22 protein-coding genes are annotated in these 22935 nt (G+C 69.7%); 11 read left to right on the top strand and 11 right to left on the bottom strand.

Annotated elements, in window-relative coordinates:
* Positions 1–257: 257 nt before the first annotated feature.
* Genes ON39_RS41240 through ON39_RS41255 form a run of 4 tightly spaced genes read left to right on the top strand, consistent with a single transcriptional unit; the run spans position 258 to position 4025 of the window.
* Positions 258–2120, top strand: a complete 1863-nt coding sequence (locus ON39_RS41240) for a hypothetical protein (protein WP_040742386.1) — start codon at positions 258–260, stop codon at positions 2118–2120.
* Entirely contained in the window at positions 2117–2308 is a 192-nt protein-coding gene (locus ON39_RS41245; protein ID WP_040742387.1) for a hypothetical protein, read from the top strand. The genes ON39_RS41240 and ON39_RS41245 overlap by 4 nt, the downstream gene beginning before the upstream one ends.
* Positions 2308–2691 (top strand): hypothetical protein, encoded by a 384-nt coding sequence (locus ON39_RS41250; protein WP_040742420.1) that lies wholly within the window; start codon positions 2308–2310, stop codon positions 2689–2691. Before ON39_RS41245 ends, ON39_RS41250 begins: the two co-directional genes overlap by 1 nt.
* The gene (locus tag ON39_RS41255; RefSeq protein ID WP_040742388.1) at positions 2688–4025 is read left to right on the top strand and encodes a hypothetical protein; all 1338 of its coding nucleotides are present in this window, start codon (positions 2688–2690) and stop codon (positions 4023–4025) included. The genes ON39_RS41250 and ON39_RS41255 overlap by 4 nt, the downstream gene beginning before the upstream one ends.
* Here the strand turns inward: ON39_RS41255 and ON39_RS41260 are convergent, their stop codons facing one another.
* The 6 genes from ON39_RS41260 to ON39_RS41285 form a co-directional block, all read right to left on the bottom strand.
* The gene (locus ON39_RS41260) at positions 4026–5300 is read right to left on the bottom strand and encodes an ABC transporter permease (RefSeq protein WP_040742389.1); all 1275 of its coding nucleotides are present in this window, start codon (positions 5298–5300) and stop codon (positions 4026–4028) included.
* Positions 5301–6467, bottom strand: coding sequence for an ABC transporter permease (locus ON39_RS41265; RefSeq protein ID WP_040742390.1), 1167 nt, complete (start codon positions 6465–6467; stop codon positions 5301–5303). It lies immediately after the preceding gene.
* Complete coding sequence (locus tag ON39_RS41270) at positions 6464–7975, bottom strand: ABC transporter ATP-binding protein (RefSeq protein WP_040742392.1); 1512 nt, start codon at positions 7973–7975, stop codon at positions 6464–6466. The genes ON39_RS41265 and ON39_RS41270 overlap by 4 nt, the downstream gene beginning before the upstream one ends.
* 25 nt (positions 7976–8000) lie before the next feature.
* Positions 8001–9095: a BMP family lipoprotein gene (locus ON39_RS41275; RefSeq protein ID WP_040742394.1), complete on the bottom strand. Its 1095-nt coding sequence runs from the start codon at positions 9093–9095 to the stop codon at positions 8001–8003.
* Positions 9096–9232: 137 nt separating this feature from the next.
* On the bottom strand, positions 9233–10363 hold the full coding sequence (locus ON39_RS41280; protein ID WP_085998354.1) for a metallophosphoesterase: 1131 nt from the start codon (positions 10361–10363) through the stop codon (positions 9233–9235).
* A gap of 423 nt (positions 10364–10786) precedes the next feature.
* Positions 10787–11707: an aldose 1-epimerase family protein gene (locus tag ON39_RS41285; protein ID WP_040742395.1), complete on the bottom strand. Its 921-nt coding sequence runs from the start codon at positions 11705–11707 to the stop codon at positions 10787–10789.
* Between the two features lie 186 nt (positions 11708–11893).
* On the opposite strand from ON39_RS41285, the gene ON39_RS41290 reads away from it, so the two are divergent.
* The 4 genes from ON39_RS41290 to ON39_RS41305 are packed head-to-tail and all read left to right on the top strand — an operon-like array spanning position 11894 to position 14438.
* The gene (locus ON39_RS41290) at positions 11894–12202 is read left to right on the top strand and encodes a hypothetical protein (protein ID WP_040742396.1); all 309 of its coding nucleotides are present in this window, start codon (positions 11894–11896) and stop codon (positions 12200–12202) included.
* Positions 12199–13572, top strand: a complete 1374-nt coding sequence (locus tag ON39_RS41295; RefSeq protein WP_051187766.1) for a hypothetical protein — start codon at positions 12199–12201, stop codon at positions 13570–13572. The genes ON39_RS41290 and ON39_RS41295 overlap by 4 nt, the downstream gene beginning before the upstream one ends.
* Positions 13569–14060 (top strand): hypothetical protein, encoded by a 492-nt coding sequence (locus ON39_RS46545; RefSeq protein WP_110293454.1) that lies wholly within the window; start codon positions 13569–13571, stop codon positions 14058–14060. Before ON39_RS41295 ends, ON39_RS46545 begins: the two co-directional genes overlap by 4 nt.
* Before the next feature lie 33 nt (positions 14061–14093).
* Positions 14094–14438 carry a YbaB/EbfC family nucleoid-associated protein gene (locus tag ON39_RS41305; protein WP_051187768.1) on the top strand — a complete coding sequence of 115 codons (345 nt, stop codon included), beginning with the start codon at positions 14094–14096 and terminating at the stop codon, positions 14436–14438.
* A gap of 65 nt (positions 14439–14503) precedes the next feature.
* On the opposite strand, the gene ON39_RS41310 is transcribed toward ON39_RS41305, so the two are convergent.
* Entirely contained in the window at positions 14504–15313 is an 810-nt protein-coding gene (locus tag ON39_RS41310) for an SAM-dependent methyltransferase (protein ID WP_040742398.1), read from the bottom strand.
* A gap of 134 nt (positions 15314–15447) precedes the next feature.
* On the opposite strand from ON39_RS41310, the gene ON39_RS41315 reads away from it, so the two are divergent.
* From ON39_RS41315 to ON39_RS41325, 3 genes are all read left to right on the top strand, one after another.
* Positions 15448–16080, top strand: a complete 633-nt coding sequence (locus ON39_RS41315) for a M23 family metallopeptidase (protein WP_040742399.1) — start codon at positions 15448–15450, stop codon at positions 16078–16080.
* Between the two features lie 31 nt (positions 16081–16111).
* Positions 16112–17080, top strand: coding sequence for a DNA polymerase domain-containing protein (locus ON39_RS41320; protein WP_040742400.1), 969 nt, complete (start codon positions 16112–16114; stop codon positions 17078–17080).
* A gap of 223 nt (positions 17081–17303) precedes the next feature.
* The gene (locus tag ON39_RS41325) at positions 17304–18179 is read left to right on the top strand and encodes an alpha/beta fold hydrolase (protein WP_040742401.1); all 876 of its coding nucleotides are present in this window, start codon (positions 17304–17306) and stop codon (positions 18177–18179) included.
* Here the strand turns inward: ON39_RS41325 and murQ are convergent, their stop codons facing one another.
* The 4 genes from murQ to ON39_RS41345 are packed head-to-tail and all read right to left on the bottom strand — an operon-like array spanning position 18180 to position 22694.
* A complete protein-coding gene (gene murQ / locus ON39_RS41330; protein WP_040742402.1) occupies positions 18180–19100 on the bottom strand; it encodes an N-acetylmuramic acid 6-phosphate etherase in 921 nt (306 codons plus the stop codon).
* A 30-nt stretch (positions 19101–19130) separates the two neighbouring features.
* A complete protein-coding gene (locus ON39_RS41335; protein ID WP_040742404.1) occupies positions 19131–20006 on the bottom strand; it encodes a MurR/RpiR family transcriptional regulator in 876 nt (291 codons plus the stop codon).
* Positions 19993–21165 (bottom strand): anhydro-N-acetylmuramic acid kinase, encoded by a 1173-nt coding sequence (locus ON39_RS41340; protein WP_040742407.1) that lies wholly within the window; start codon positions 21163–21165, stop codon positions 19993–19995. The genes ON39_RS41335 and ON39_RS41340 overlap by 14 nt, the downstream gene beginning before the upstream one ends.
* Complete coding sequence (locus tag ON39_RS41345; protein ID WP_040742408.1) at positions 21165–22694, bottom strand: sodium:solute symporter; 1530 nt, start codon at positions 22692–22694, stop codon at positions 21165–21167. The genes ON39_RS41340 and ON39_RS41345 overlap by 1 nt, the downstream gene beginning before the upstream one ends.
* Positions 22695–22935 lie beyond the last annotated feature (241 nt).

A 22935-nucleotide genomic window follows, 5' to 3' on the forward strand; every position in this document is an offset into this window, starting at 1 on the left:
TTTCGGCCCCTCCACGAGGCGAGTCCGGCTCGGGCAAGTGCACAAGAGCCATTCCGGGCCACCGCCGTCCCCCAATGCCGCAACCATTCCCTCGGACCACGTTCCCGGTGACCCGATTGGGATCAGACCCCACTCGCACGGCCGCCCCATTGTGATCGGTCCCAGATTTGGCGGTTGACCTGTGATCGCTTGCATACCTGCGGGTTCCATGGGCATTCGAAGTTGAGGAGACTTCGAGTAACAGAGAGTTGTTTGCGATGAGGCCTGAGTTCGCGGCGTTGGCAAGGGATTCGGTGCTGGCAAAGGGTTCGGAGGGCGGCGGGGCCGCGCTGGACCAGGTCATCGGACTGACCGTCGCCGCGGCGGTGATCGCGGCCGGCCTGTTCTGGCTGGCCTACCTCCATCGCACCCGCCGGATCACCTGGCTGAAGGACACGGCGGATCGCCTCGGGCAGTGGGGGAATCGGCCGGGGTGGGTCGCCCTGCCGATCGCGCTGTTCATCACCACCATCCTGACGGCGATGTTCGGCTTCATCTGGGATGTGAGCCTGCACATCGGCAAGGGCCGCGACCCGGGGCCGCTGGCCAATCCGGCGCACTACTTCATCCTGGTGGGCCTGTTCTTCCTCTTCATCGCGGGCATGCTGGCCGTCATCCTGCCGCTGGACGAGAAGCCCGGCCCGGCGGCCATCCGCATCACCCGCACCTGGTACGCGCCGGTGGGCGGGGTGCTCATGGCGGCGGTGGGGTTGTACGCCCTCGTCGGGTTTCCGCTCGACGACATCTGGCACCGGCTCTTCGGTCAGGACGTCACCCTTTGGGGCCCAACGCATCTCATGTTGATCGGCGGCGCGGGGATCTCGCTGGTCGCGGTGCTGCTGCTGGAGTTCGAGGGCAGGCTCGACCGCCCCGACCCGGATCGCCCCGACGGCCGGTTCCTGTGGATCTTCCGATCGTTCGCGTTCGGCGGCCTGTTGATCGGGTTGTCGGTGTTCCAGGTCGAGTTCGACTTCGGCGTGCAGCAGTTCCGCCTGGTCTTCCACCCGATGCTGATCACCGTCGCGAGCACGGTGGCCCTGATCGCGGGGCGCTACACGCTCGGGCGGGGGAGCGCGCTGGTCGCCGTCGTCTTCGCGTTCCTGATCCGCGGCGTGCTGGCCGTGCTGATCGGCCCGATGATCGGCGAGCCGCGCAATGTGTTCCCGCTGTATCTCGGCGTCGCGGTGGTGGTGGAGCTGATGGCGCTGCTGCCGCTGATCGACAAGCCGCTGTGGTGGGGCGCGCTAACCGGCCTGGCCGCGGCGACCGCGGGCATCTGGCTCGAATCGCTGTGGGTGCGCGGCATGTTCGTCGATCACTGGCCGAGCGGCATGTGGCCCGAGCTGCTCGCCATGACGGTGCCGGTCGGCGTGGCAGGCGGCGCGCTCGGCGCGCTGCTCGGCATGGTGCTGCGGGGTGAACCCCTGCCGCGGCGACCCCTGCGACGGGGCCTGGTCGTCGCGGCGGTGCTGATCGCCGCCGCGGCCACCGCGAACGGTCTGCGCATCGACGTCCCCGAGAACGCCTCCGCAGCGGTGCGGCTACAGGACGCCGAGCCTGCGCACGGCGCCCGGATGGTGACCGCCGATATCACGCTCTCCCCGGCCGATCTCGTCCGCGACGACCCGGAGTGGGTCCAGATCCTCGCCTGGCAGGGTGGGGACGGCTCGGCGAGTCCGGGCCGGGGACTGGTGGTCGATCAGCTGCGTCAGGTCGGGCCCGGTCATTACGTCAGCACGAAACCCGTTCCGGTCTCGGGCAATTGGAAGACGGTGCTGCGGCTGCAGGACGGCCGCATGCTGACCGCGTTGCCGGTCTACCTGCCGAACGACCCCGGCATCGAGGCCGAGGAGGTGCCCGCGCTCGCCGAGTTCACCCGGCCGTTCGTCGCCGAGATCACCGTGCTCCAGCGGGAACGTTCGTCGGACTATCCGTCGTGGTTGTTCACCGTCGCGTCGTTGGTCGTGCTGGTCTGTTCGCTGGTGATAATCGCGGCGCTGTCGTGGGGCGCGGCCAGAATCAATCTGGCCTACCGCGCCGACGTGCGCGCGGAGCGGATGGCGCAGGCGGTCCGCCGATGAGTCACGCGCAGCAGGTCGACGTGCTGGCCAGTCACTCCATGCTGCTGGCGATTCCGGCCTTCGTGCCCGCGCTGGCGGTGGTCGGCGTCATCGTCGCCATCGCCATGCGTGATCGGCGGGCCGAGCGGCGCGAGGGGGAGCAGGCGGCGCCCGACGCTGCGGACTCGATAAAACGGGAGGAGAGATGATGATTCGCACGGCAGCCGTGCTCGTCGCCGCGGCCGCGGTGGTGAGCGGGTGCGGCACCTCGGCCGACGACCCGGCCGCGCGAACCTCGGCGAGCGTCTCGGTCGATCTGCCCGCCGAGGTGACGATTTCGGTCCGGATCGCGGGCGGCTCCGTGACGCCGACCAACACGCGGACCGAGGCGAGGGTATTCCAGCCGATCGTCCTCGAGGTCGACAGCGACGCGGCCGACGAACTGCACGTGCACTCGGAGCCGAGTCAGACCTTCGCGGTGGAACCCAAAGCCGGGCAGAGGTTCCAGTTCACCGTCACCGTGCCGGGACGGGTCGACGTCGAGCTCCATCACGCCGGTAAGACGGTGACCACGCTGCTGATCCGGCAGTGACCCCGTCGCTCGCCCACGGGCTCAACGGCTCGGCCGACCTGCCGATTCCGCTGACCTACGCGCTGGTCGGCGCGGCCTGGGCATTGACCTTCTCGTTCGCGATCCTGCTCGTGGCGTGGCGGCGGCCGCGCTTGGACCCGGACGCGCCGGGCCGGTTGCTGCCCGCGCCGATTCGCCGGCTGCTCGACGCTGCGGCGCTGCGGATCGTGTTGGCGGCGCTCGGCGTCGCCGCGGCGATCGTGGTCGGGCTGATACTGGCGTTCGGTTCGGCGTCCCCGCAACGCAATCCGGTTCCCGGCGTGTTCTATATCTACCTGTGGGTCGGGGTGATGCTCGCGTCGCTGCTGGTCGGTCCGGTGTGGAAGATCGTCTCGCCGATGCGGGCGCTGCACCGGTTCGGGTGTTTCGTTGTGCGCCGTGATCCGGAGCACGGAGTGTTCGACTACCCCTCGTCCTGGGGATGCCGGCCTGCGGTGCTCGGCTTGTTCGCGTTCGTATGGCTCGAACTCGCCTCGCCGGATCCGGGTTCCGTCGCGGCCGTGGGCTGGTGGCTGCTCGGCTACGCCGTGGTGACGCTGACGGGTCTGGCGCTGTTCGGCACGGTATGGGCCGAGCGCGCCGACCCGTTCGAGGTGTACAGCGGTCTGCTGGCGCGGCTCAGTGCCCTCGGTCGCCGCCCCTCGGGTGAGCTGGTGCTCCGCGCTCCGCTGCGCAATCTGGCGGGGACCCCGGTGCTGCCGGGCTCGGTGGCGCTCGCGGCGACCCTGCTCGGTTCCACCGCGTTCGACAGCCTCTCCGCGCTGCCCGGCTGGCGGAACCTGGTCGATTCCTGGGGCGGCGGAACGGTTTTCGGCACCACGCTCGTGCGCAGCGCGGGTCTGCTCGCCGTCGTCTCGATCGTCGGCGTCGTGTTCACCGTCGCCGCGCGCGCCACCGGCGGTCTCACCCGCGCCGAACGCGCCGCGCTGCCGGGGCTGCTCGCACACAGCATCACGCCGATCATCGCCGGCTATATCGTCGCGCACTACCTGACGTTCCTGGTGGAGAAGGGGCAGTCGACGCTGGTGCTGTTCGCGGACCCCTTCCAGAGAGGTTGGGATATCGGAGGATTGGCGCACTTTCAGGTGCGCTATGTGCTGTCCGAGCATCCGGCGGTGCTCGCCACCACGAAGGTGCTCGCCGTGCTCACCGGTCACGTCCTCGGCGTGACGGCCGCGCACGACAAGTGCCTGCGCGTGCTGCCGCCCCGGCACCGCGCCACCGGACAGCTCGCGCTCATGCTGACCATGGTCGGCTACACCTTCACCGGCCTGTACCTGCTGTTCGGCGGGTGATCAGCCGGGGACGTACGGTTCGCCGTCGGCCTTCGGCGGCCGCACCTGCCCGACCGCGCCCGCGACGGCGATGACCGTCAGCAGGTAGGGCGTCATCTGCAGCACCTCGGTCGGGATGGGCGTCGCCAGCACCTGGAGCTGACCCTGCAAAGCCTTGGTGAAGCCGAAAAACAGTGCGGCACAGGTCGCGCCGAGTGGATGCCAGCGGCCCATGATCACCGCGGCCAGCGCGATGAACCCGTTGCCCGCCGTCATCTCCTTGGTGAAACCGCCCGTCGACCCGATCGTGAAGTAGGCCCCGCCCAGCCCGGCCACCGCGCCCGCGAGGAGCACCGCCTGATACCGGACCCGCAGCACCTTGATCCCCACCGTGGCGGCGGCGCGCGGATGCTCGCCGACCGAGCGGACCCGCAGCCCCCAGCGCGTCCGGTACAGCACGAACCCGAGGACGGCGACCGCGATGACCATCGCGTACACCAGCGCGGTCTGATCGAAGACGGTCGGCCCGATGATCGGAATGGACGACAGCACCGGAATCGCCAGCGGCTGCAGGGTTCCCGGGTTGTTGAAGCGGGCCGGGCCGTCGGTCAGCCCGGTGAGCTGATCGAACAGGAAGCCGGTGATGCCGGTCGCGAACACTACGAGCACCACGCCGAGCACGATCTGATTCACCAGGTAGCGAATGGAGAACACCGCGAGCAGCCAGGCCACGAACACCCCCGCGACCACCGCGGCCACCGCCCCGACCAGGAAGCTGCCGCTGACCGTCGCGAGGATCGCCGCAGCGAACGCGCCCGCCAGCAGCTGACCCTCGATGGCGATATTGATGACGCCCGCGCGTTCGCACAGCACACCGGCCAGGGCGCCGAGGATGAGCGGCGTCGACAAGGCCAGGGTGCCTTGAATCTGGTTGGTGAGCGGGAAGATCTTGCCCGACGCCGCCCAGCACACGAACGTCACCACGAACGCGACGCCGAACACGGTGAACAGCGCGGCCGCCCACCGGCCGGTCAGGCCGCGCCACAGGTGCGCGACCGCGATGGCGAGGGCGAGCACCGACAGCACCAGCGCGGTCGGCTTGGCCGGCACGTTCAGGTCGGACGGACCCGCGGCATCCGGTGCGGCCAAACGGAAGTCGACGGTGCCGGAGCGGGTGTACACCGCGAGCCCGACCGCGGTGATCGCCAGGACGAGCAGCAGGAGGCCGAGGCGCAGGCGCTGCCGGTGCTTCTCCGGCGACTCCAGCGCGCGGGCGGCGGCCGTGGTCGTCGCCATTCAGTTCCACCCCTTCGCGAGGACCGCGTCCGCGCGGTCGGCCCGGATCCGGAAGACGGCGCGCACCAGCGCGGGCGCCGCGACCAGCACGACGATCACCGCCTGCAGCACGGTCACCAGGGTGAGCGGCGTTCCGGTGGCCGCCTGCATCTCGTTGCCGCCCGCGTTCAGCGCGCCGAACAGCAGCGCCGCGTACACCGTGCCGAGGGGGCTGCCCCGGCCGAGCAGCGCCACGGTGATGCCGTCGAAGCCGAACGAGCCGGCGATGCCGTTGGTCAGCGGCAGGTCGGTGCCGAGCACCTGCTGCGCGGCCGCGAGCCCGGCGAGGCCGCCCGCGAGGAGCATGGCCAGCACGTACGCCCGGCCCACATTCATCCCGGCGGTGCGGGCCGCGTCGGGGTTGGCGCCGACGGCGCGCAGCTGGAAGCCCAGCGTCGAGCGCGACAGCAGCCACCACACGAACGCGGCCGCGCCGAGCGCGACCAGCAGCCCGAGATGCAGCCGGGTGTCGCCGAACCGCGGCAGCTGCGCGGTCTCGTCGACCACCGGGCTGATCGGCTCGTTGCGGCCGGGGCGCTGCAGCGTCGAGGTGGTGAGCAGCCAGGTGAGCGCGTAGAGCGCGACATAGTTGCCCATGATGGTCGAGATGACCTCGTGCGCACCGGTTCTCGCCTTCAACAACCCGACGATCCCGCCCCACAGCGCGCCGCCCGCGATACCGGCCAGCAGCGCGACCACCACGTGCAGCACCGGCGGAAGATGCACCGCGAAGCCGACCCAGCCCGCGAACAGCGCGCCCGCGATGAGCTGACCCTGCGCGCCGATATTGAACAGGCCGGTGCGGAACGCGAGCGTCACCGCCAGGCCCGTGCAGATCAAAGGTGTTGCCGCGACCAAGGTTTCGGCGATCTGATGCTTCCCGCCGAACGCGCCGAGGAACAGGGCCTTATAGGTGTCGGTGACCGCGGTGGCCGCCGCCGAGACCGTGTCCATCGGCCGCGCGAAGAAGTAGCCGAACGCGCCCGTCACGTGCGGGTCGCTGACGATGATCAGCAACGCGCCCACGACGAGCGCGAGCAGCACCGCCAGCGCGCTGACGATCAGCTCCCGCACCCAGGGCCGGTCGAGCGCGGCGCGCACCCCGCCCTTCCACGCGGCCCCGGTCACGGTCGCCCCTCCGGTAGCGCGCCCGCCATCATCAGGCCGAGCTGATCGCGCGGGGTATCCGGGCCGACGACGCCGACGATACGGCCGCGATACATGACGATGATCCGATCCGAGAGCGCGTAGATCTCGTCCAGCTCGGTCGAGACGATCAGCACTGCGGTGCCCTGATCCCGTTCCCGGACAATGCGTTTGTGCACGAACTCGATCGACCCGACGTCGAGCCCGCGGGTCGGCTGCCCGGCGATCAGCACCTCCAGCGGGCGCGAGAGCTCCCGCGCGAGCACGACCTTCTGCTGATTGCCGCCGGAGAGCGTGCGCACCGGATCGGTGATCGAGCGGGTCCGGATGTCGAACTCCTCGATCCGCCGGGCGGCATTGCGTTTCACCGCCGACTGCGACAGCACGCCGTGCCGGGAGAACTCCGGGCGGTCGATCAGATCCAGCACCAGGTTCTCCGCGACGCTGAACGTGCCGATGCAGCCGTCGTGCGAACGGTCCTCGGGCACATAGCCGATGCCGGCGTTCAGGTGCTGGCGCGGCGACCGGCCGACCACCTCCCACCCGCCGACGGTGATCGTGCCCGCCACCGGTTTCCGCAGCCCGAGCAGCGCGCCGACCAGCTCGGACTGCCCATTGCCGACGACGCCCGCGATGCCGACGATCTCGCCGCCGTCGACCCGGAACGACACCTCGTCGACCACCACCGACCCGGCCGAGTCGACCACGGTCAGATCCTTCACGACCAGGGTCGGGCCGGTCGGTTCGGCGGGCGTCTTGGCGACCACCAGCTCGACCGACCGGCCCACCATCAGCTCCGCGAGTTCGGCCTCGGCCGTGGTGGGTTCGACGGTGCCGACCACCGCGCCGCGGCGGATGACGGTGATCCGATCGGCGATGCGGGTGACCTCCTTGAGCTTGTGCGTGATGAAGATGATCGAGGTGCCGTTCGCGGCGATGGCGCGCAGCACGCCGATCAGCTCATCGATCTCCTGCGGCGTGAGCACGGCCGTCGGCTCGTCCAGGATCAGCACCTCGACGTTGTTGGCCAGCGCCTTGAGGATCTCCACCCGCTGCTGCTCGCCCACCGAGAGGTCGGCCACCAGCGCGTCGGGGTCCACCGGAAACCCGTAGCGCTGCGACAATTCGCGCACCCGCGTGCGCGCGGCGGCGCGGTCCAGCACGGCGAAGCCCTTGGTCGGCTCCCGGCCCAGGATGATGTTCTCCGCCACGGTGAACACCGGGACCAGCATGAAATGCTGGTGCACCATGCCGATTCCGGCGGCGATCGCGTCGCTGGGGGACAGGCACGTCACCGGCCTGTCGTCGAGCAGGATCTCGCCGTCGTCGGGCTGCAACAGCCCGTAGAGCATGTTCATCAGCGTGCTCTTGCCCGCGCCGTTCTCGCCGAGCAGGCAGTGGATCTCGCCGGGTTCTACGACGAGGTCGATGTGGTCGTTGGCCAGCAGGTCGCCGAATCGTTTTGTCAGACCGCGTAATTCGAGCCGCATATCGCTCCCGGATGACGGCCGCGGCTCACTTGGCCGCCGGCTGGGCCTTCGACGTGAGGGTGATCTTTCCGCTCGCGATGTCGGCGGCCAGCGCGGTGATCTCGCTCTTCAGCTCGGCGGGGACGGCCGCGTCGAACTCGTGGTACGGCGCGAGGCCGACGCCCTTGTTCGCCAGCGTGCCGACGTAGGCCTGATTGCTGAACTGCTTGTGGTAGGCGTCGGTGATCGTCTTGGTCACCGCGACGTCCATCGCCTTCTCCACGCTGGTCAGCAGGGAGGAGCAGTACTCGGCGGCGCTCACGCAGCCATCGGTGTCGACCCAGATCGCGTTAACTTTGCCGCCGGAAGAGTGCGCGGCCTCGAGCGCGCCGAGGCCGGCCGGCCCCGCCACCGGCAGGATGATGTCGGCGCCCTGGCTGATCAGGTCGTTGGCCTTGGTCTTGCCGATGTTCTTGTCCTGGAAGTCGTTGGTGATCACGCCCTGCTGGGTGGCCTCGTCCCAGCCGAGCAGCTGGACCTGCTTGTTCTTGGTCTTGTTGTAGTGGGCGATGCCCTCGGCGAAGCCGTCCATGAAGATGGCGACGGTGGGGATGTTGATCCCGCCGAAGGTGCCGACCTTGCCGGTCTTGGTCTGGGCCGCGGCCAGATAGCCCGCCAGGAACGAGGGCTGGGCGGAGTTGAAGGTGAGGCCCTGCAGATTCGGCAGCGGCGGGTTCTTCTGCGTATCGGTGTAGGCGTAGTCCACGATCGCGAAGTTGATGTTCGGGTTGGCCTTCGCGGCGGCGTAGGTTGCGTCGCCCTGCTTGAAGCCGATCGTCACGATGATGTCGCACTTCTGCCGGACCATCGTGTTGATGTTGGTCGGATAGTCGTTGTCGGACTTCGACTCCAGCTGCGCCTTCGAGATGCCGAGGGCCGAGACGGCGTCGGTGACGCCCTTGAAGGAGGTCTGGTTGAACGACTTGTCGTCGAACCGGCCCGAGTCCGACACCATGCAGGCCTTGAAGTCCTTCGCGCCCGCCTCGCCGTTCTTGCCCTCGTCGGACGGCGGGCTACCGCACGCCCCGACGGTCAGCACCAGAACACCGGCAGCGGTGAGGGTGTGCAGCCACCTACCCATAATTGCCTCCTGAAACGCGATGCCCCGCAACCCGACTCCGCGAGACCTGCCGAGAGAGGGCGGTGGTGGTGGGAGTTTAGGACCGCGGAACCGATCTTGACTCGGTTTCCGCGGCATCGGGTCAGGGGGCCGGGAGGCTAAACGGAACGCAGTACCAGGACCGTGATTTCGCTCGGCGCGAAGACGCGCAGCTGGGGACCCCAGAAGCCGGTGCCCCGGCTGGTGTAGAGCTGAGTGCGCTCGCCGTGGCGGCTCAGACCCGCGACGACCGGCTGATCGAGGCGCACCAGGTAGTGGAACGGCCAGATCTGGCCGCCGTGGGTGTGGCCCGAAATCTGCAGTGCCACCCCCGCGGCCGCGGCGGCGGCGATCTGCTTGGGCTGATGGGCCAGCAGCACCACGGGCAGGCTCGGGTCGGCGCCCTCGAGCGCGGTGGGCAGGTCGGGTCCGTGGCCGGGCAGTCCGACGCCGGTCGGGTCGTCGATGCCCGCGATCACCAGCCGGTCACCGCCGCGGGTCACCGTTCGATGCGCGTTGTGCAGGGGCGTCCAGCCGATCGAGGCCATGTGGTCGATCCAGCCCTGCGCGTCGCCGAAGTACTCGTGGTTGCCGGTGATGTAGAACCGGCCGAGCGCGGCCTCCACCTTGCCGAGCGGGTCGACCTGCGGGTGCCGCTTCGCGACCGAGCCGTCCGCGAGATCGCCCGCGTGACAGGCGATATCGGGGCGCTGCGCGTTGACGACGTCGACCACCCGCTCCGACCAGCCCAGTCGATCCAGCGCGGCGAAGTGCGTATCGGTGACGACCACCAGGCGCAGTCCGTCGAGACCGCGACCCAGGCCGGGGATCGGCACCTCCGTCGTGCGCACCCGGGGCACCCGCCGCGCCTCGATGATTCCCCAGACCACCAGCGCGATCGACGCCGCGAGCACGCCCGCCGCGACCACGCGGGAGCGAGCCGGATCGTGCACGCCCGCGACGGCCAGCCCCAGCCCGGCGATGTTGCCGATCACCGACCAGCTGAACACCACCCAGGCCACGCCGAGCAGGGTGTCGCCGACGATCGCGGCGACATCGGACTGGGCCGGGCCGTGGCCGAGGAACATCGCCGCGGACAGGCAGGCGAACGCGAGCAGGAACACCGCGGTGCCCAGCCAGAACAGCGGGCCTGTTCCGTCGGTCGGCGCGCCCACCAGCGTCAACCATGGAACGATGAACAGGATCGCGGGTATCGCCAGGAACAGGGCAACGCGGGGAACGTACTTCACCAGACCATCCTCGTCGGCGCGGCGCCGGTGCCCCGCAGGCGCTGTCGACGATAACAGTGTGGGCGTTCTCGCCCTGGCCTGGCTGCTCTCGCCGGCGGTAGGCAAACCGCGCGACCCGCGGCTGCGTTCGATCGTGGCGGTGGTCGCCTGTTGGACGGCGGGGCCGGCGACCAAGCGCGCCGCGCGGCACGCCGACGGCGGGTTGGTCCGAATCAGCCCGTACCTGGCCCACATTCAGGCCGCCGACGCGGAAGAGCCGAGCACGCCAACGGAATCGGCGCGCCAGCTCAGGCAGGCCCTGCACGCGCGCCCGCGGTGTAGCGTGCCGGGCCGGCCGATGCCGATCGCCAGGCTGGCGGCCGAGGGGCTCGACGCGGACGTGGACGAGCTGCTCGTGCCGGCGGGGGCGCTGGGGTCGACCGTTTACGTTCGCACCAGGCGCGCGCCCCACGTGGTGCGCACGGTCGCGCCGGGGGCGAGCCGGATGAGCCCGTCGCCGGTCCGAAAAGCGTTGGGCGGACACGTCATCGGTTCCACGGCCAGGCCGGTGCGCCGCCGCGACGGGGCGAGCGTGTCGGCCGAGAACAGCTGCACCACCGGGTAGGAGTCGTCCATCCAGAGCTCGGCGACCGCTCCGTCGTCGCCGCGCAGCCGAACCCGGGCGAGTCCGTCGGCGTCGCGGGCCAGATCGGTGAACGGGTCGTCGAACACCAACGCGCCCACCGGTTTCGGCGTCGTGAAGTCGTACGGCGTGCCCCGCACCGGCTCGGTGCCGACCGGCAGCCCGCGGTCGGGGTCGGTGACGATCCGGGTCGCCGCGTCGAAATGCAGGACGGCGTCGTCGATTCGGCCGCAGCCCGGCGACAGGTACGGGTGCTGGCCGCAGCCGTACGGCGCCGCGGTATCGCCGAGGTTGGTCGCGGTGGTGGTGACGGTGAGACCGTCGTCGGACAGCGCGTAGCAGATGGCGACGTCGAGATGGAACGGGTAGCCCTTGCGCGGATGCAGGGTCGTCCGCATGGTGATCTCGTTCTCGTGCGCGTCGGTCGCCCGCCACGGCCGCCAGCGCAGCAGCCCGTGTATCGCGGTGCGCTTGGCGGGCTCGGTGAGCGGAAGCTGATGGTCGACGCCGTCGAAGCGATACGCGCCGTCCGCCAACCGATTCGGCCACGGGATGAGGGCGGTGCCGCGGCCGCCGTCGGCCATCGCCGCGACATCATAGGGCTCGAGCACGTCCCGCCCGGCGACCCGGAACTCCCGGATCCCCCCGCCCACTTCGACGATCACCGCCCGCTGGTCGCCGAGGCCGATCGAGAACTGCTGTCCGGACGGTGGCGGGGTCATGAGAGGACGGTACCGGCGTCATCGATCGCCGCGGCGATCAGGCGCGCTGACGGCTCGCGCCCGACCGCGCAACCGGAGGAAATCCTCAGCCTGAAATCCGTAAATTGTTACCGCCCAAGGGATTCCGGTGTGTTACGGTTCGTCGGACGCGGGGGTTCGTTTCCCCGCTTATTCACAGGGGAGCTCATGGCCGAAATATTGCAGGCCGATCTCGACGCGCTGCGCGGGCTCGGCAAGGCCCTCACCGGACGCGCGACGGCCATCGCCGGCCTCGAGATCGACGCGCGGACCACCATGCCGGACTCGCCGATTCAGCAGGCCATGGCCGCCGTCGGCCCGGCCGCGCTCGCCGCGTTCGGCGCGCTGAAGAGCAATATCGAACAGATGGCCGCGGTGACCAACTCCGGGGTGAGGGCGTATAGCGACGTCGAACAGGCCTTCGTCGAGCAGGTCCGCACACTGGACCCGCCGCGGCATGCCCGGGTGCCGGAGTGACGACGATCAGCCACGTCCGCGCGTGTATTCCGACGACCATGGTGACCTACGGCTCCCAATTAGCCGATCGCAGTGCCGATTTCGTGCGCGAGGTGGACGGCATGGGGCGCGACGTCGATACGGTGGCGAAGGGTTGGAAAGGCGAGGGTGCCGCGGCGGCATCGCTACGCGCGGTCAGCGAGAAACTGACGGGGACCTTCATCGATGAGGTCGCGGTCCGCGTCGGGCAGTACTTCGCATCGTATGGCCTGCAACTGGATCTCACCAAGAGCTCGCTGCTGGCGATAGTCGACAACGAGGCGGCCGCCGCGGGTATGAAGATCGCCGACGACGGGGCCGTCACCCCGCCCAAGTATCCGGGTAACCCGCCGCTCGCAACGATCATGCAAGGGAAACTGAACAGCGAGGCCAGCGGTTTCCAGGAAAGGATCAAAGACCTGCTGAAGGTCTTCGGGGAGGTGGAGGAGGAGGCGGCCGAAGCGATCAACAAGGGCGTGGAAAGGCTGGAGATGCTGACGAAGTCGCCCGCGGCGGCCATGCCCCAGCTCTCCCTGCTGAAACCGCTGCACTCGACCGACGGCCGCTACCAGATCGAACCGTTACCGTGGCCGGCCATCCTCCACGACGACACATTCATCTACAACACCAAGAGCGGTAATTTCGACGACTGGCTGAACAAACAGAAGTGGATGGCGAAACTGCACGGGGGCGAGTATTTCAAGAATCTCGACGACGCCACCGCGTTGTACCGCCATTATTGGGACAACAACGGCAAGCCGAAGAAATTCGACTACGACGAGGCCTACAACGAGGACAAGTCGGTCAAGTACGCGGTGGACTGGGAGATCAGCCGCTCGGCTGTCGCCGCCGACCAGTTCGTGCGCACCGGACGCGACAGGTTCCAGCTGACCGGCCAACCAGTCGCCGTCGGGTCGAAACAGGCCGCCCGTGATTACGGTATCCACTACCCGGTGACCGAGAACTGGCAGAAGGCAATCGGCGGTTATCAGCAGTTCAGTCATTCGACCGTGCGGGTCGAGGGCAACCGCGTGACCATGGACATCACGGTGGAAGCCCAGGACTACTACGACTTCGACAATGGCAAGTCCGACCTCGGCACCGGCGCCAAGGACTCCGAGAACGGCCGGTTCACCGAGATCGGCTGGGCGAAGCCGTTCGAAACGCACGGCAGGATCACCAGGACCCTGTCGTGGGAGGTGGGTCACCCGCCGTCCACCGCGACGGTCGACGGCGGCTCCGAGCCACAACGCAATCCGGGGCGCGAGGATCGCACCGACAACCGCAACTCCGGCGACGGCAAGCGGGCACCCGACAATGACCGCGACACCGGCGCAGAACGGCCCAAATGACTGTGCTGGCAGGGCGTCTGGCCCCCGCCGTCATCGCGACGGCGGTGCTGGCCGCGCTCGGCTGCACCTCGCCGACCGGCGAGTCCACCCCGAAGGAAAGGACCGGTCAGGTGTCCGACGCCGTCCGCTCCGACCCCGAGACATTGATCAAGTATTTTCCGCTCATCGGGCACCCCGCGTCCGTCTCGTGGATCGCCTGGGACAACTCCGCCGGCGCGCCCGGCCCGACCATCTACTGGGTCGACGCGGTGGTCGAGCTCGAGCCCGACACCGCGGCGCGGCTGCGCAGCCGTTACGCGCCCACCGAGTCCGTCGCCGCGCCGGTTCTCAAAGAGGGCCTGCGCCAAGCGGTTCCGAGCGGCGCCTACGTCACCGGGCCGGAGTTCGACGCCGCGCTGGGCGGGTCGGCGGAGTGGAACGGCACGGCGCGCGGATACCTGCACCCCGACCGGCCGCTGCTGGTCTTCCAGGCGTCGGCCGGCGGCTGACCGCGCGAGTAGTTCCGATCGAGTGAGGTTTGCGTGCACGATCCCACGCACGACGAGTTGGGCATGAAGGTACAGCGCGCCCAGTACCAGTTGGCGCAGATCCGAGGGGTCGGCAAGGTCGACGGGGTCAGCGTCGAGGTGGACGCGGAGAACCGGCTGGTGTCGCTCAACGTGCCGAACGCCGAGCGCATCATCGCCGCCTACGACGCCGCGGTGCGCGACCTACAGCCCCAGGTGGACGAGGCGATGCGGGAACTCGCCGAAGATCCCCAGGTGAGTTCCGCACGCATCTTCACCGAGGCCAACTCCGCCCGCTTGGAGGCGGAGCGCCGCGAGCGAGAACGGTCCAGCGGCGGCTTCCTCGAATCCGGTTGGTGACCCGAGCTTTCGCTGGGGTCGAAGTGATTGTCGCCGTGCGGCTTCCGGTGCCGAGGCGACATCGCTCAGGGGATCCGGGCCACCGCGCCGAGCATGGCGACCGCCTCCGGCCTGGGGTGCGGCCGCCACTCGCCGGGCCGCCACGCCATCACCGAGCCGACGCCGGGCGAGACGAGGTCGAGACCGGTGAAGAAGCGGGCGAACTCCTCGGTCGTGCGGAGCCGGAACGGAACGCCGCTGCGCTGGTTGGCGGCGTTCGTGTCGGCGAGCTCCTCGGCGGACATGTGGTCGCTGGTGGCGTGGGACATCACCAGGTAGCTGCCCGACGGCAACGCGTCGCACAGCGTGCGCACAAGCTCGTACGGGCTTGCGTCGTCGGTGATGAAATGCATGATGGCCACGAGCATCAGCGCCACCGGCCGGTCGAGGTCGAGCATCCGGGACTCGTCGAGTTTGCGAAGGATGTCGGCCGGGTCGCGGACGTCGGCGTCGAGGTAGGCGGTCGCGCCCTCGGGTGAGCTGTCGAGCAGCTCGCGGGCGTGCAGCAGCACGATCGGGTCGTTGTCCACGTAGACGACGCGCGACTCGGGGGCGATGCTCTGCGCGATCTCGTGCACGTTGCCCGCGGTGGGCAGGCCCGTGCCGATATCGAGGAACTGCCGGACGCCCGCCTCGGCCAGGTAGTCCACCGCGCGGCGCAGAAAGCTGCGATTCTCCAGCGCGGCCAGGCGGATGGTGGGAAACGCCTCGGCCACCACGTCGGCCGACGCGCGGTCGGCGGGGAAGTTGTTCTTGCCGCCCAACCAGTAGTCGTACCGGCGCGCCGGATGCGGCTTCGACACGTCGATCCCCGCGGCGGGTGGTTCCGAGTCCACAACGACCTCGATTCATCTCGTCGGCGGCGAAGGTGGTGCCGCAACCATACCGACGATGCCCGGCCCACTGAGCGGACCGAACCGGCACGTCGGGTGGGGCGCTCTCCGATATACACAGCGGAGAGGAGGGCACCATGAACCGATACTGGCCCATAGCCCGCGAAGCACTGACGATCGGCTCACCGTTCGGCCCGCGCGAGGGCGGATTCCACGCCGGACAGGACTTTCCCGCGCCCGACGGCACCCCGATCTACGCCTGCGCGGGCGGCACCGTGCTGTACCTCGGCGCCGCCTCGGGGTACGGCGAGTGGATCGTGATCGACCATCCCAGCGCGGACGGCGGCGGGGTGAGCGAATACGGCCACATGTGGGACGCGCACGCGACCGGGCTCTCGGTCGGCGACCGCGTCGAGGCGGGGCAGCTGATCGCCTACGTCGGCAACAACGGCGGCTCGACCGGTCCGCATCTGCACCTCAGCGTCATGCCGTACGGGTACGACCCCGACGCCAAGATCGACCCGATGGGGTGGCTGGGCGCCGCCGGGTTTCCCGAGGAGGAGTTCTTCTGGGCTCTCAGCGACGACGAACAGCGCGAACTGCTCGATCGGACCCGGGCGGTCTGGGCCCAGCTGTGCGGACCCGTCGGCGCGGGCTGGCCGCAGCTCGGCCGCAATCCGAACGGCACCGACCGCACCGTCGTCGATGCGCTCGCGGCACTGCCGCCGGTGCGGCATGCGACGCCGCCGCCGGTGAAAAGGCCGGGTTGACCGCGCCGCCCGCGGCGGGCAAGGTGAGCCGATGGGCAGTGAAGAGGTCCGCGACGGGGTAACGCTGACCAACCTCGACAAGCCGCTGTTCGACGGCGCCGAGGCGACCAAGCGCGATCTGGTCGACTACCTCGAGGGCGTCGGCGAGCGGCTCGTGCGGCAGCTGCGGGACCGCCCGCTGTCGGTGCTGCGGGTCCGCCCCGGCCAGGAACCGTTCATGCAGAAGAACCTGCCCAAATACACCCCGGAGTGGCTGCCGCGGGTGACTCTGTGGGCCGAGTCCTCGCACCGCGAGGTGACCTACGCGCTGGGCAACGACGTCCGCACCCTGCTGTGGTTCGGCAATCAGCGGGCGGTCGAGTACCACCCGACGCTGCTGCTCGCCGAGCACAGTAGGGGCCCAACCCATTTGATCCTCGACCTCGACCCGCCGCCGGATCAGCCGTTCCGGCAGGCGGTGCTCGCCGCGAAGCTGATTCGCGAGGCGCTCGCGAACGACGGACTCGCCGGCGCGGTGAAAACCAGTGGCGCCAAAGGCGTGCACGTCTTCGTGCCGTTGCGGCCGGGCCAGGCCATCGACGACGTCGCGGCGGCCACCCGCGCGGTCGCGGCCCGCGCCGAGCGCCTCGACCCCGATCTCGCCACCACCGCCTTCATCAGGGAGGACCGCGGCGGCCGGGTCTTTCTCGACTCCACCCGCGCGGGCGGCGCGACCGTCGTCGCCGCCTACAGCCCGCGCATCCGGCCGGGCACCACCGTCTCGTTCCCGGTCGCCTGGCCCGATCTCGACAATGTCGCCCCGCGCGATTTCACGATCCGCACCGCGCTCACCCAGCTCGGCGATCGGGACCCGTGGGCCGAGGAGATGCCTGAGCCTCAGGATCTGCCCGCCGATCTCGTCGCGGAGGGCCACACGATTCCCGTCGCGCGCGTCCAGGCGATGCACGAGGGTAAACGCAGGGCACGCGCGCGTCGGGAGAACAAAGCCGCCGAGTCGTGAACCGGCGCGACCGCGAATTCGCTTGCCCTACAGGGACAGTCACGAGTGCCAGTGGCCGCCTGTGCGGCCGTGCCCGGCAGGCCGGGAAGTCGCGGTAGCGGCTCGAGCCGGCAGCTTTGGCCGGTGCTGTCGGGCCCGCTGGGAATGTCTATGAGCTCGCGATGGTTTCACCAGTCCCGGCGCTCCGGCGCGGGAGATGGAGCTATCGGGAGAAGGGGCAGCGATGCCGGTCAATGACCTACCTCGGGTCGAGCACAGGTTCGTCGAGGTCGATGGGGTTCGGGTGTTCTACCGGCAGGCGGGACCCGCGGACGCGCCGGTGCTGTTGCTGCTGCACGGGTTTCCCTCGGGCTCGCACCAGTTCCGCCGGTTGATCGACGCGCTCGGCGGTAGCTACCGGCTCATCGCGCCGGACTACCCCGGCTTCGGCCACACCGAGGCGCCCGAGTCGTTCACCTACTCCTTCGACCGGCTGGCCGACATCATCGAGGGATTCCTCGAGCGCCTCGAGCTCACCCGATTCTTCCTCTACGCCTTCGATTTCGGCGCGCCCGTCGGCTTCCGGATCGCGACCCGCCGCCCCGAATGGGTCGCCGGACTGGTGATCCAGAACGGAAACGCCTACGAGGAGGGCCTGTCCGAGGGCGCCCGCGAGTTCGTCGCGCTGCGCCCGGACCAGCCCGGGGCCGAGGCCACCATCCGTGACCTGCTCACCCTGCCCGGCACCCGCGGCCAGTACGAACACGGCGTCTTCGACACCGACCTCCTCGCGCCGGACGGCTGGACCCTCGACCAGCACTTCCTCGATCTGCCCGGTCGCAAGGAAGCCCAGGTCGCGCTGGCCTTCGACTACCACTCCAACGTCGAGCAGTACCCGCGCTGGCAGGAGTGGCTGCGCACCACCATGCCGCCGACCCTGATCCTCTGGGGCCGCAACGACCCCTTCTTCCCGGAGACCGGCGCGCACGCCTACCTGTACGACGTGCCCGACGCCGAACTGCACGTCTTCGACACCGGCCACTTCGCCCTCGAGGACAGGCTGCCCGACATCGCGCCGCTCATCGCCGACTTCCTCGACCGGCACTGGCCGAAGGACTGACTACCCGTCGCCGTGCACCGCGGCCCCGACGAATCCGCCCGAACCCGCGAGCAGCCGCCGCGCCGTCGCCACGTCGACCCCGGCCAGCTGCATGACGATCGCGGTCTTCGGGTGGCCGTCGGCGGCGTCCAGCAGCGCGGCGGCGGTGACGGGGTCGGCGCCGGTGGCGTCGGCGATGATGCGCCGGGCCCGGTCGACCAGCTTGGCGTTGGTCGGCTTCACGTCCACCATGAGGTTGCCGTAGACCTTGCCGGACCGCACCATGGTCGCGGTCGAGAGCATGTTGCACACCATCTTCTGCGCCGTGCCCGCCTTCAACCGCGTGGAGCCGGTCAAAACCTCGGGGCCCGTGTCGATTTCGATGCCGACGTCGGCGTGGCGGGTCAGCTCCGCGTCGCGATTGCAGGAGACGCCGACTGTCGCGGCGCCGAGGGATCGACCGTGGCGCAGGGCGCCGATGGCGTAGGGGGTGCGCCCGCTGGCCGCCAGCGCCACGACCACGTCGTCGGCGGTCAGGTCGATGCCGGTCAGGTCGTCGACGGCGCGGGCCGGATCGTCCTCCGCGCCCTCGACCGCGTGCGCGAACGCCTCGGGGCCGCCCGCGATGAGGCCGATGACCTCGTCGGGCGCGGTGCCGAAGGTGGGCGGGCACTCGACCGCGTCGAGCACGCCGAGCCTGCCGCTGGTCCCCGCGCCGGCGTAGATCAACCGGCCGCCGCGCCCGCGCGCGGCGACGATCAGCTCGACCGCCCGGACGATCTCCGGAATCGCCTGTGCCACAGCCGAAGCGATGCCCGCGTCCTCGGAGTTCATGGTGCGCAACAACTCCTCGACCGACATGGAGTCGAGTGCGGCGGTCCGCGGATTCGCCTCTTCAGTCGTCAGTGTGCTGATGTCATTCACTTCGCCTCCTGTGGTCATACGCAATGCCGTCGAACGAAGCAGGGGCGATCACGGCGCCTTCCGGTTGCCGCGGGGGATGCGTCGATCCGCCACCGCGTCATAGGTCCGGCGCAGCGCGATCGCCGCGGCCGGAGTGCGTTGCAGCACACCGATATACAGCGCGTCGACGATGAGCAGCTGGCTCATCCGGCTCGCCATCGCGGCGGAGCGGAAGCCGTCCTCGCGCCCGGCGACCAGCACCGTGTGCGCCGCCGCCCGGGCCAGCCGGGACTGCGCGCCCGCCGTGACGGCGACGGTCGTCGTGTGCCTGCCGACCGCGCGGTCCACGGCGTCGATGATGGCGGCGGTCTCGCCCGAGTGGGAGAACGCGATGATCACGTCGCCCGCCTCGAGCAGGCTGGCCTGCACGAGCGCGTCGTCCTCGGATGTGCAAGCGCCGCACCACATCCCGATCCGGGTCAGCTTCTGCGCCATGTCCATCGCGACCAGCCCGGAGGCGCCGATGCCGATCAGCTCCACCCGCCGGGCGTGCACCAGCGCGTCCACGACCGCGGCCATGGTCGCCGGGTCGGCCAGGTCTGCGGTGGCCACCATGCCCTCGGTCTCGAAGGCGGTGAGCTTGTGCAGGACCTTCGACAGCGAGTCGTCGCCGGCGATGTCGGTGGCGAACACCGGGGAGCCGTCGTCCTTGCTGGTGGCCGCCAGCGCCAACCGCAGCTGCGGATAGCCTTCGTAGCCAAGGGCTTTCGAGAGCCGGACGACCGCGGAGGTGCTGGTCGAGGCGCGCTCGGCCAGCTCGCTCACGGTCAGCTGCGCGGCGGCGGCGGGGTCGTCGCGGATCACCTGGGCGACCCGCAGCCCGGTCGGCGTCAGCCGCGGGATCGCCCCGAGTAGGCGAGTGCGTACATCGTCACCCTCGGGCACGGCTCACCACCTCGAGCCGTCGCGGCGGCGCGTCCGGGGCCTCCGGCAGCGTGAGCCGGGCCGCGCCGGGCGTGATCGAGCCGAGCACCGTGGCCCTGGTCGCGCCGGTGCACTCCGCATGGCTACCCGCGAGCCCGTGCACGGTGAGGAAGCCGAGCACGGCGAAGGCCGCGGCTTCCTTCGCGGACGAGGGCAGTCCCAACTCGTCGGAGGTGCATAGGGTCGCCTTACCCAATCGCTCGCCGAGCATGCCCAGCAGCGCGGGATTGCGCGTGCCGCCGCCGGAGACGATGACTTCGTCCGGTTCGAACGGGGCCAGCGCGTCGGCGACGGTGTGCGAGGTCAGGGCGGTCATGGTGGCGACGATATCGTCCGTGGACAGCGGGTAGTCCGGCAGCACTCGCTCGAGATACGCGCGGTTGAACAGCTCTTTGCCGGTCGTCTTGGGCGGACTCGCGCGGTAGTAGCCCTCGGTCAGCAGCGTTTTCAGCAGGCGTTCGTCGACCGTGCCGCGCGCGGCGCGCTCGCCGTCGCGGTCGAAATGCTCGGCACCGCCGGTGGCCGACTCGACGGCCGCGTCGATGAGCGCGTTGCCCGGCCCGGTGTCGAACGCGACCGGGTGTGCGCCGGTGACGGTGGCGTTGGCGATGCCGCCGATATTGAGCGCGGCCGAGCGGCCGGGTCGCCCGGCGAGCCACAGCAGGTCGAACAGCGCGACCAGCGGGGCGCCCTGACCGCCCGCGGCGATGTCGCGGGAGCGGAAGTCGCTGACCACCGGCAGCCCGGTCCGCTCCGCGATCCACGCGGGCTGGCCGAGTTGCAGTGTGCCGTAAGCCTTTCCGCCGGACACCCAGTGGTAGACGGTCTGGCCGTGCGAGGCGACGAGATCGGCTGTGCCGCCGAAGATCTCGCGCGCCGCCGCGTCCGCGACCGCCGCGAACTCCTGCCCGATCGCGGTGTCGAGCCTGCACACCGTCGCCAGCTCGACCCGGCCGGGTGGCAGCGCGGCGATGAGCTCGGCGCGCAGCGACTCGGGGTAGGCGCGGCTGAGCTGTCCGGCCACCTCGACGTGAATAGTGCCGTCCCGCAACTGGATATCCGCGCCGACGGCGTCGATGGCGTCGATGGACGTGCCGGACATCAGGCCGATGACGCGCACTAGGCCACCGCCTCGGCCGGCTCGGGCGGCGTCGGCGCGGGCGCGGGATGGAACAGGCTCGCGGCCCCGCCGACGACCAGCGTGACGAGCACGCCGATCGGCACCAGCCACTGCGCGGCGATGCCCTTCTCGGTCACCTTCCCCGCGATGGTCACGTCGATCTTGACGACCCGCACGATGAACGTCATCACGATCACCGTGACCACGAACGCCACCACCGCGTCGAACTGGTTGGCGCGCTTGACGAGTCGGCCGAGCAGGAACGCGCCGAGCAGCGCGCCGTAGGTGTATCCGGCGATGGTGAGCGCGGTGAGGTACACATTGCCGGTCGTCGCGCTGAAGCCCATGGCGAACAGCGCCATCAGCACCGCCCAGACGAGCGTCATGTACCTCGCCAGCTTCAGCATCGCGTCGTCGGAGATCTCGCGGCGGGAGAAGCTGCGGATGATGTCGGCGACGGTCGAGTTCGCCATCGAGTTCAGCGCCGAGGACAGCGATCCCATGGCCGCGCCGAGGATGCCCGCGACGAGCAGCCCCGAGATCACCACCGGCAGCCCGTGCAGGATGAAGTTGGGGTAGATGTTGTCGGCGGTGGCCAGGCCGAGCTCCTTGGGCGTCTTGCCGCCGTTGTACGACCACAGCAGCGCCCCGACCAGCGAGAACGCGGCGAACTGGATGGCGACGAAGATGCCGGAGCCGATCATTGCCTTCTGGCTGTCGCGCAGCGAGCGCGTCGACAGGATGCGCTGCACGATCAGCTGATCCGAGCCATGCGAGGCCATCGCGAAGATCGCGCCGCCGATGATCGCCGTCGGCAGGGCGAAGGTGTTGGTGAGGATGTGCGCGAGGCCGAAGTCGGTGTCGAAGATGCGGAACTTGCCGTTGTGCAGCGCGTCCGACCAGCCCGACGCGCCGACGTGTCCGGTGAGCACGCCGATCGCGATGATCGCGCCGGACAGGTACAGACCCATCTGCAGGGCATCGGTCCAGATCACGGCCTTGATGCCGCCGAGGTAGGTGTAGACGACGGTCAGCAGCGTCAGCGCGATGATGATGACGTCGTAGCCGAGGTCGAGCCCGAACTCGCTGAGCAGCAACTTGATCGGGATGGCCGAGGCGAACAGCCGCACCCCTTCGGCGAGCAGCCTGGTGAACACGAAGGTCACCGAGGCGACGCCCTGCAGGTAGCGGCCGAACCGCAGCTCGAGATACTGGTAGGCGCTGACGAATCCGCCGCGCTTGTAGAGCGGGATCAGCACGGTCGCCACGACCGTGCGGCCGATGATGTACCCGATCGCCAGCTCGACGTTGCCGAAGGCCTGGTCGGTGTACGCGCCGCCGGGCACCGAGATGACGGTGAGCACGCTGGTCTCGGTGGCCACCACCGAGAAGCACACCGTCCACCACGGCATCTTGCCTTCGCCGACGAAGTAGTCGTTGCTCGATTTCTGCTTGCCCGACAGGCGAAGGCCGATCCAGGCGACGACGACCAGGTAGACGACGATGACGGCGACGTTGAGTGCGTTCATCGCAGCTCCTCGGTGACACGACCAGCAGAATGAAAGTAAGTGTCAGTGGTCACTTCAATTCTGTCAATGAGTGTCACGTGATTCGCACCACCAGCGCCTCGAGCGCCGTGCTCCGGTCGACGGCGAGCAGCGCGGCGCCGTCGATCGGGCCGCCCAGCGCGGTGCGGCGTTCGACCGCGTCCCCGATGCCCGCGTCGAGCGGATCGAGCAGCGCGGCGCCCAGATGCACCAGGCCGCCGGT

This window comes from Nocardia tenerifensis NBRC 101015, assembly GCF_000308715.1.
GTDB classification, from domain to species: domain Bacteria; phylum Actinomycetota; class Actinomycetes; order Mycobacteriales; family Mycobacteriaceae; genus Nocardia; species Nocardia tenerifensis.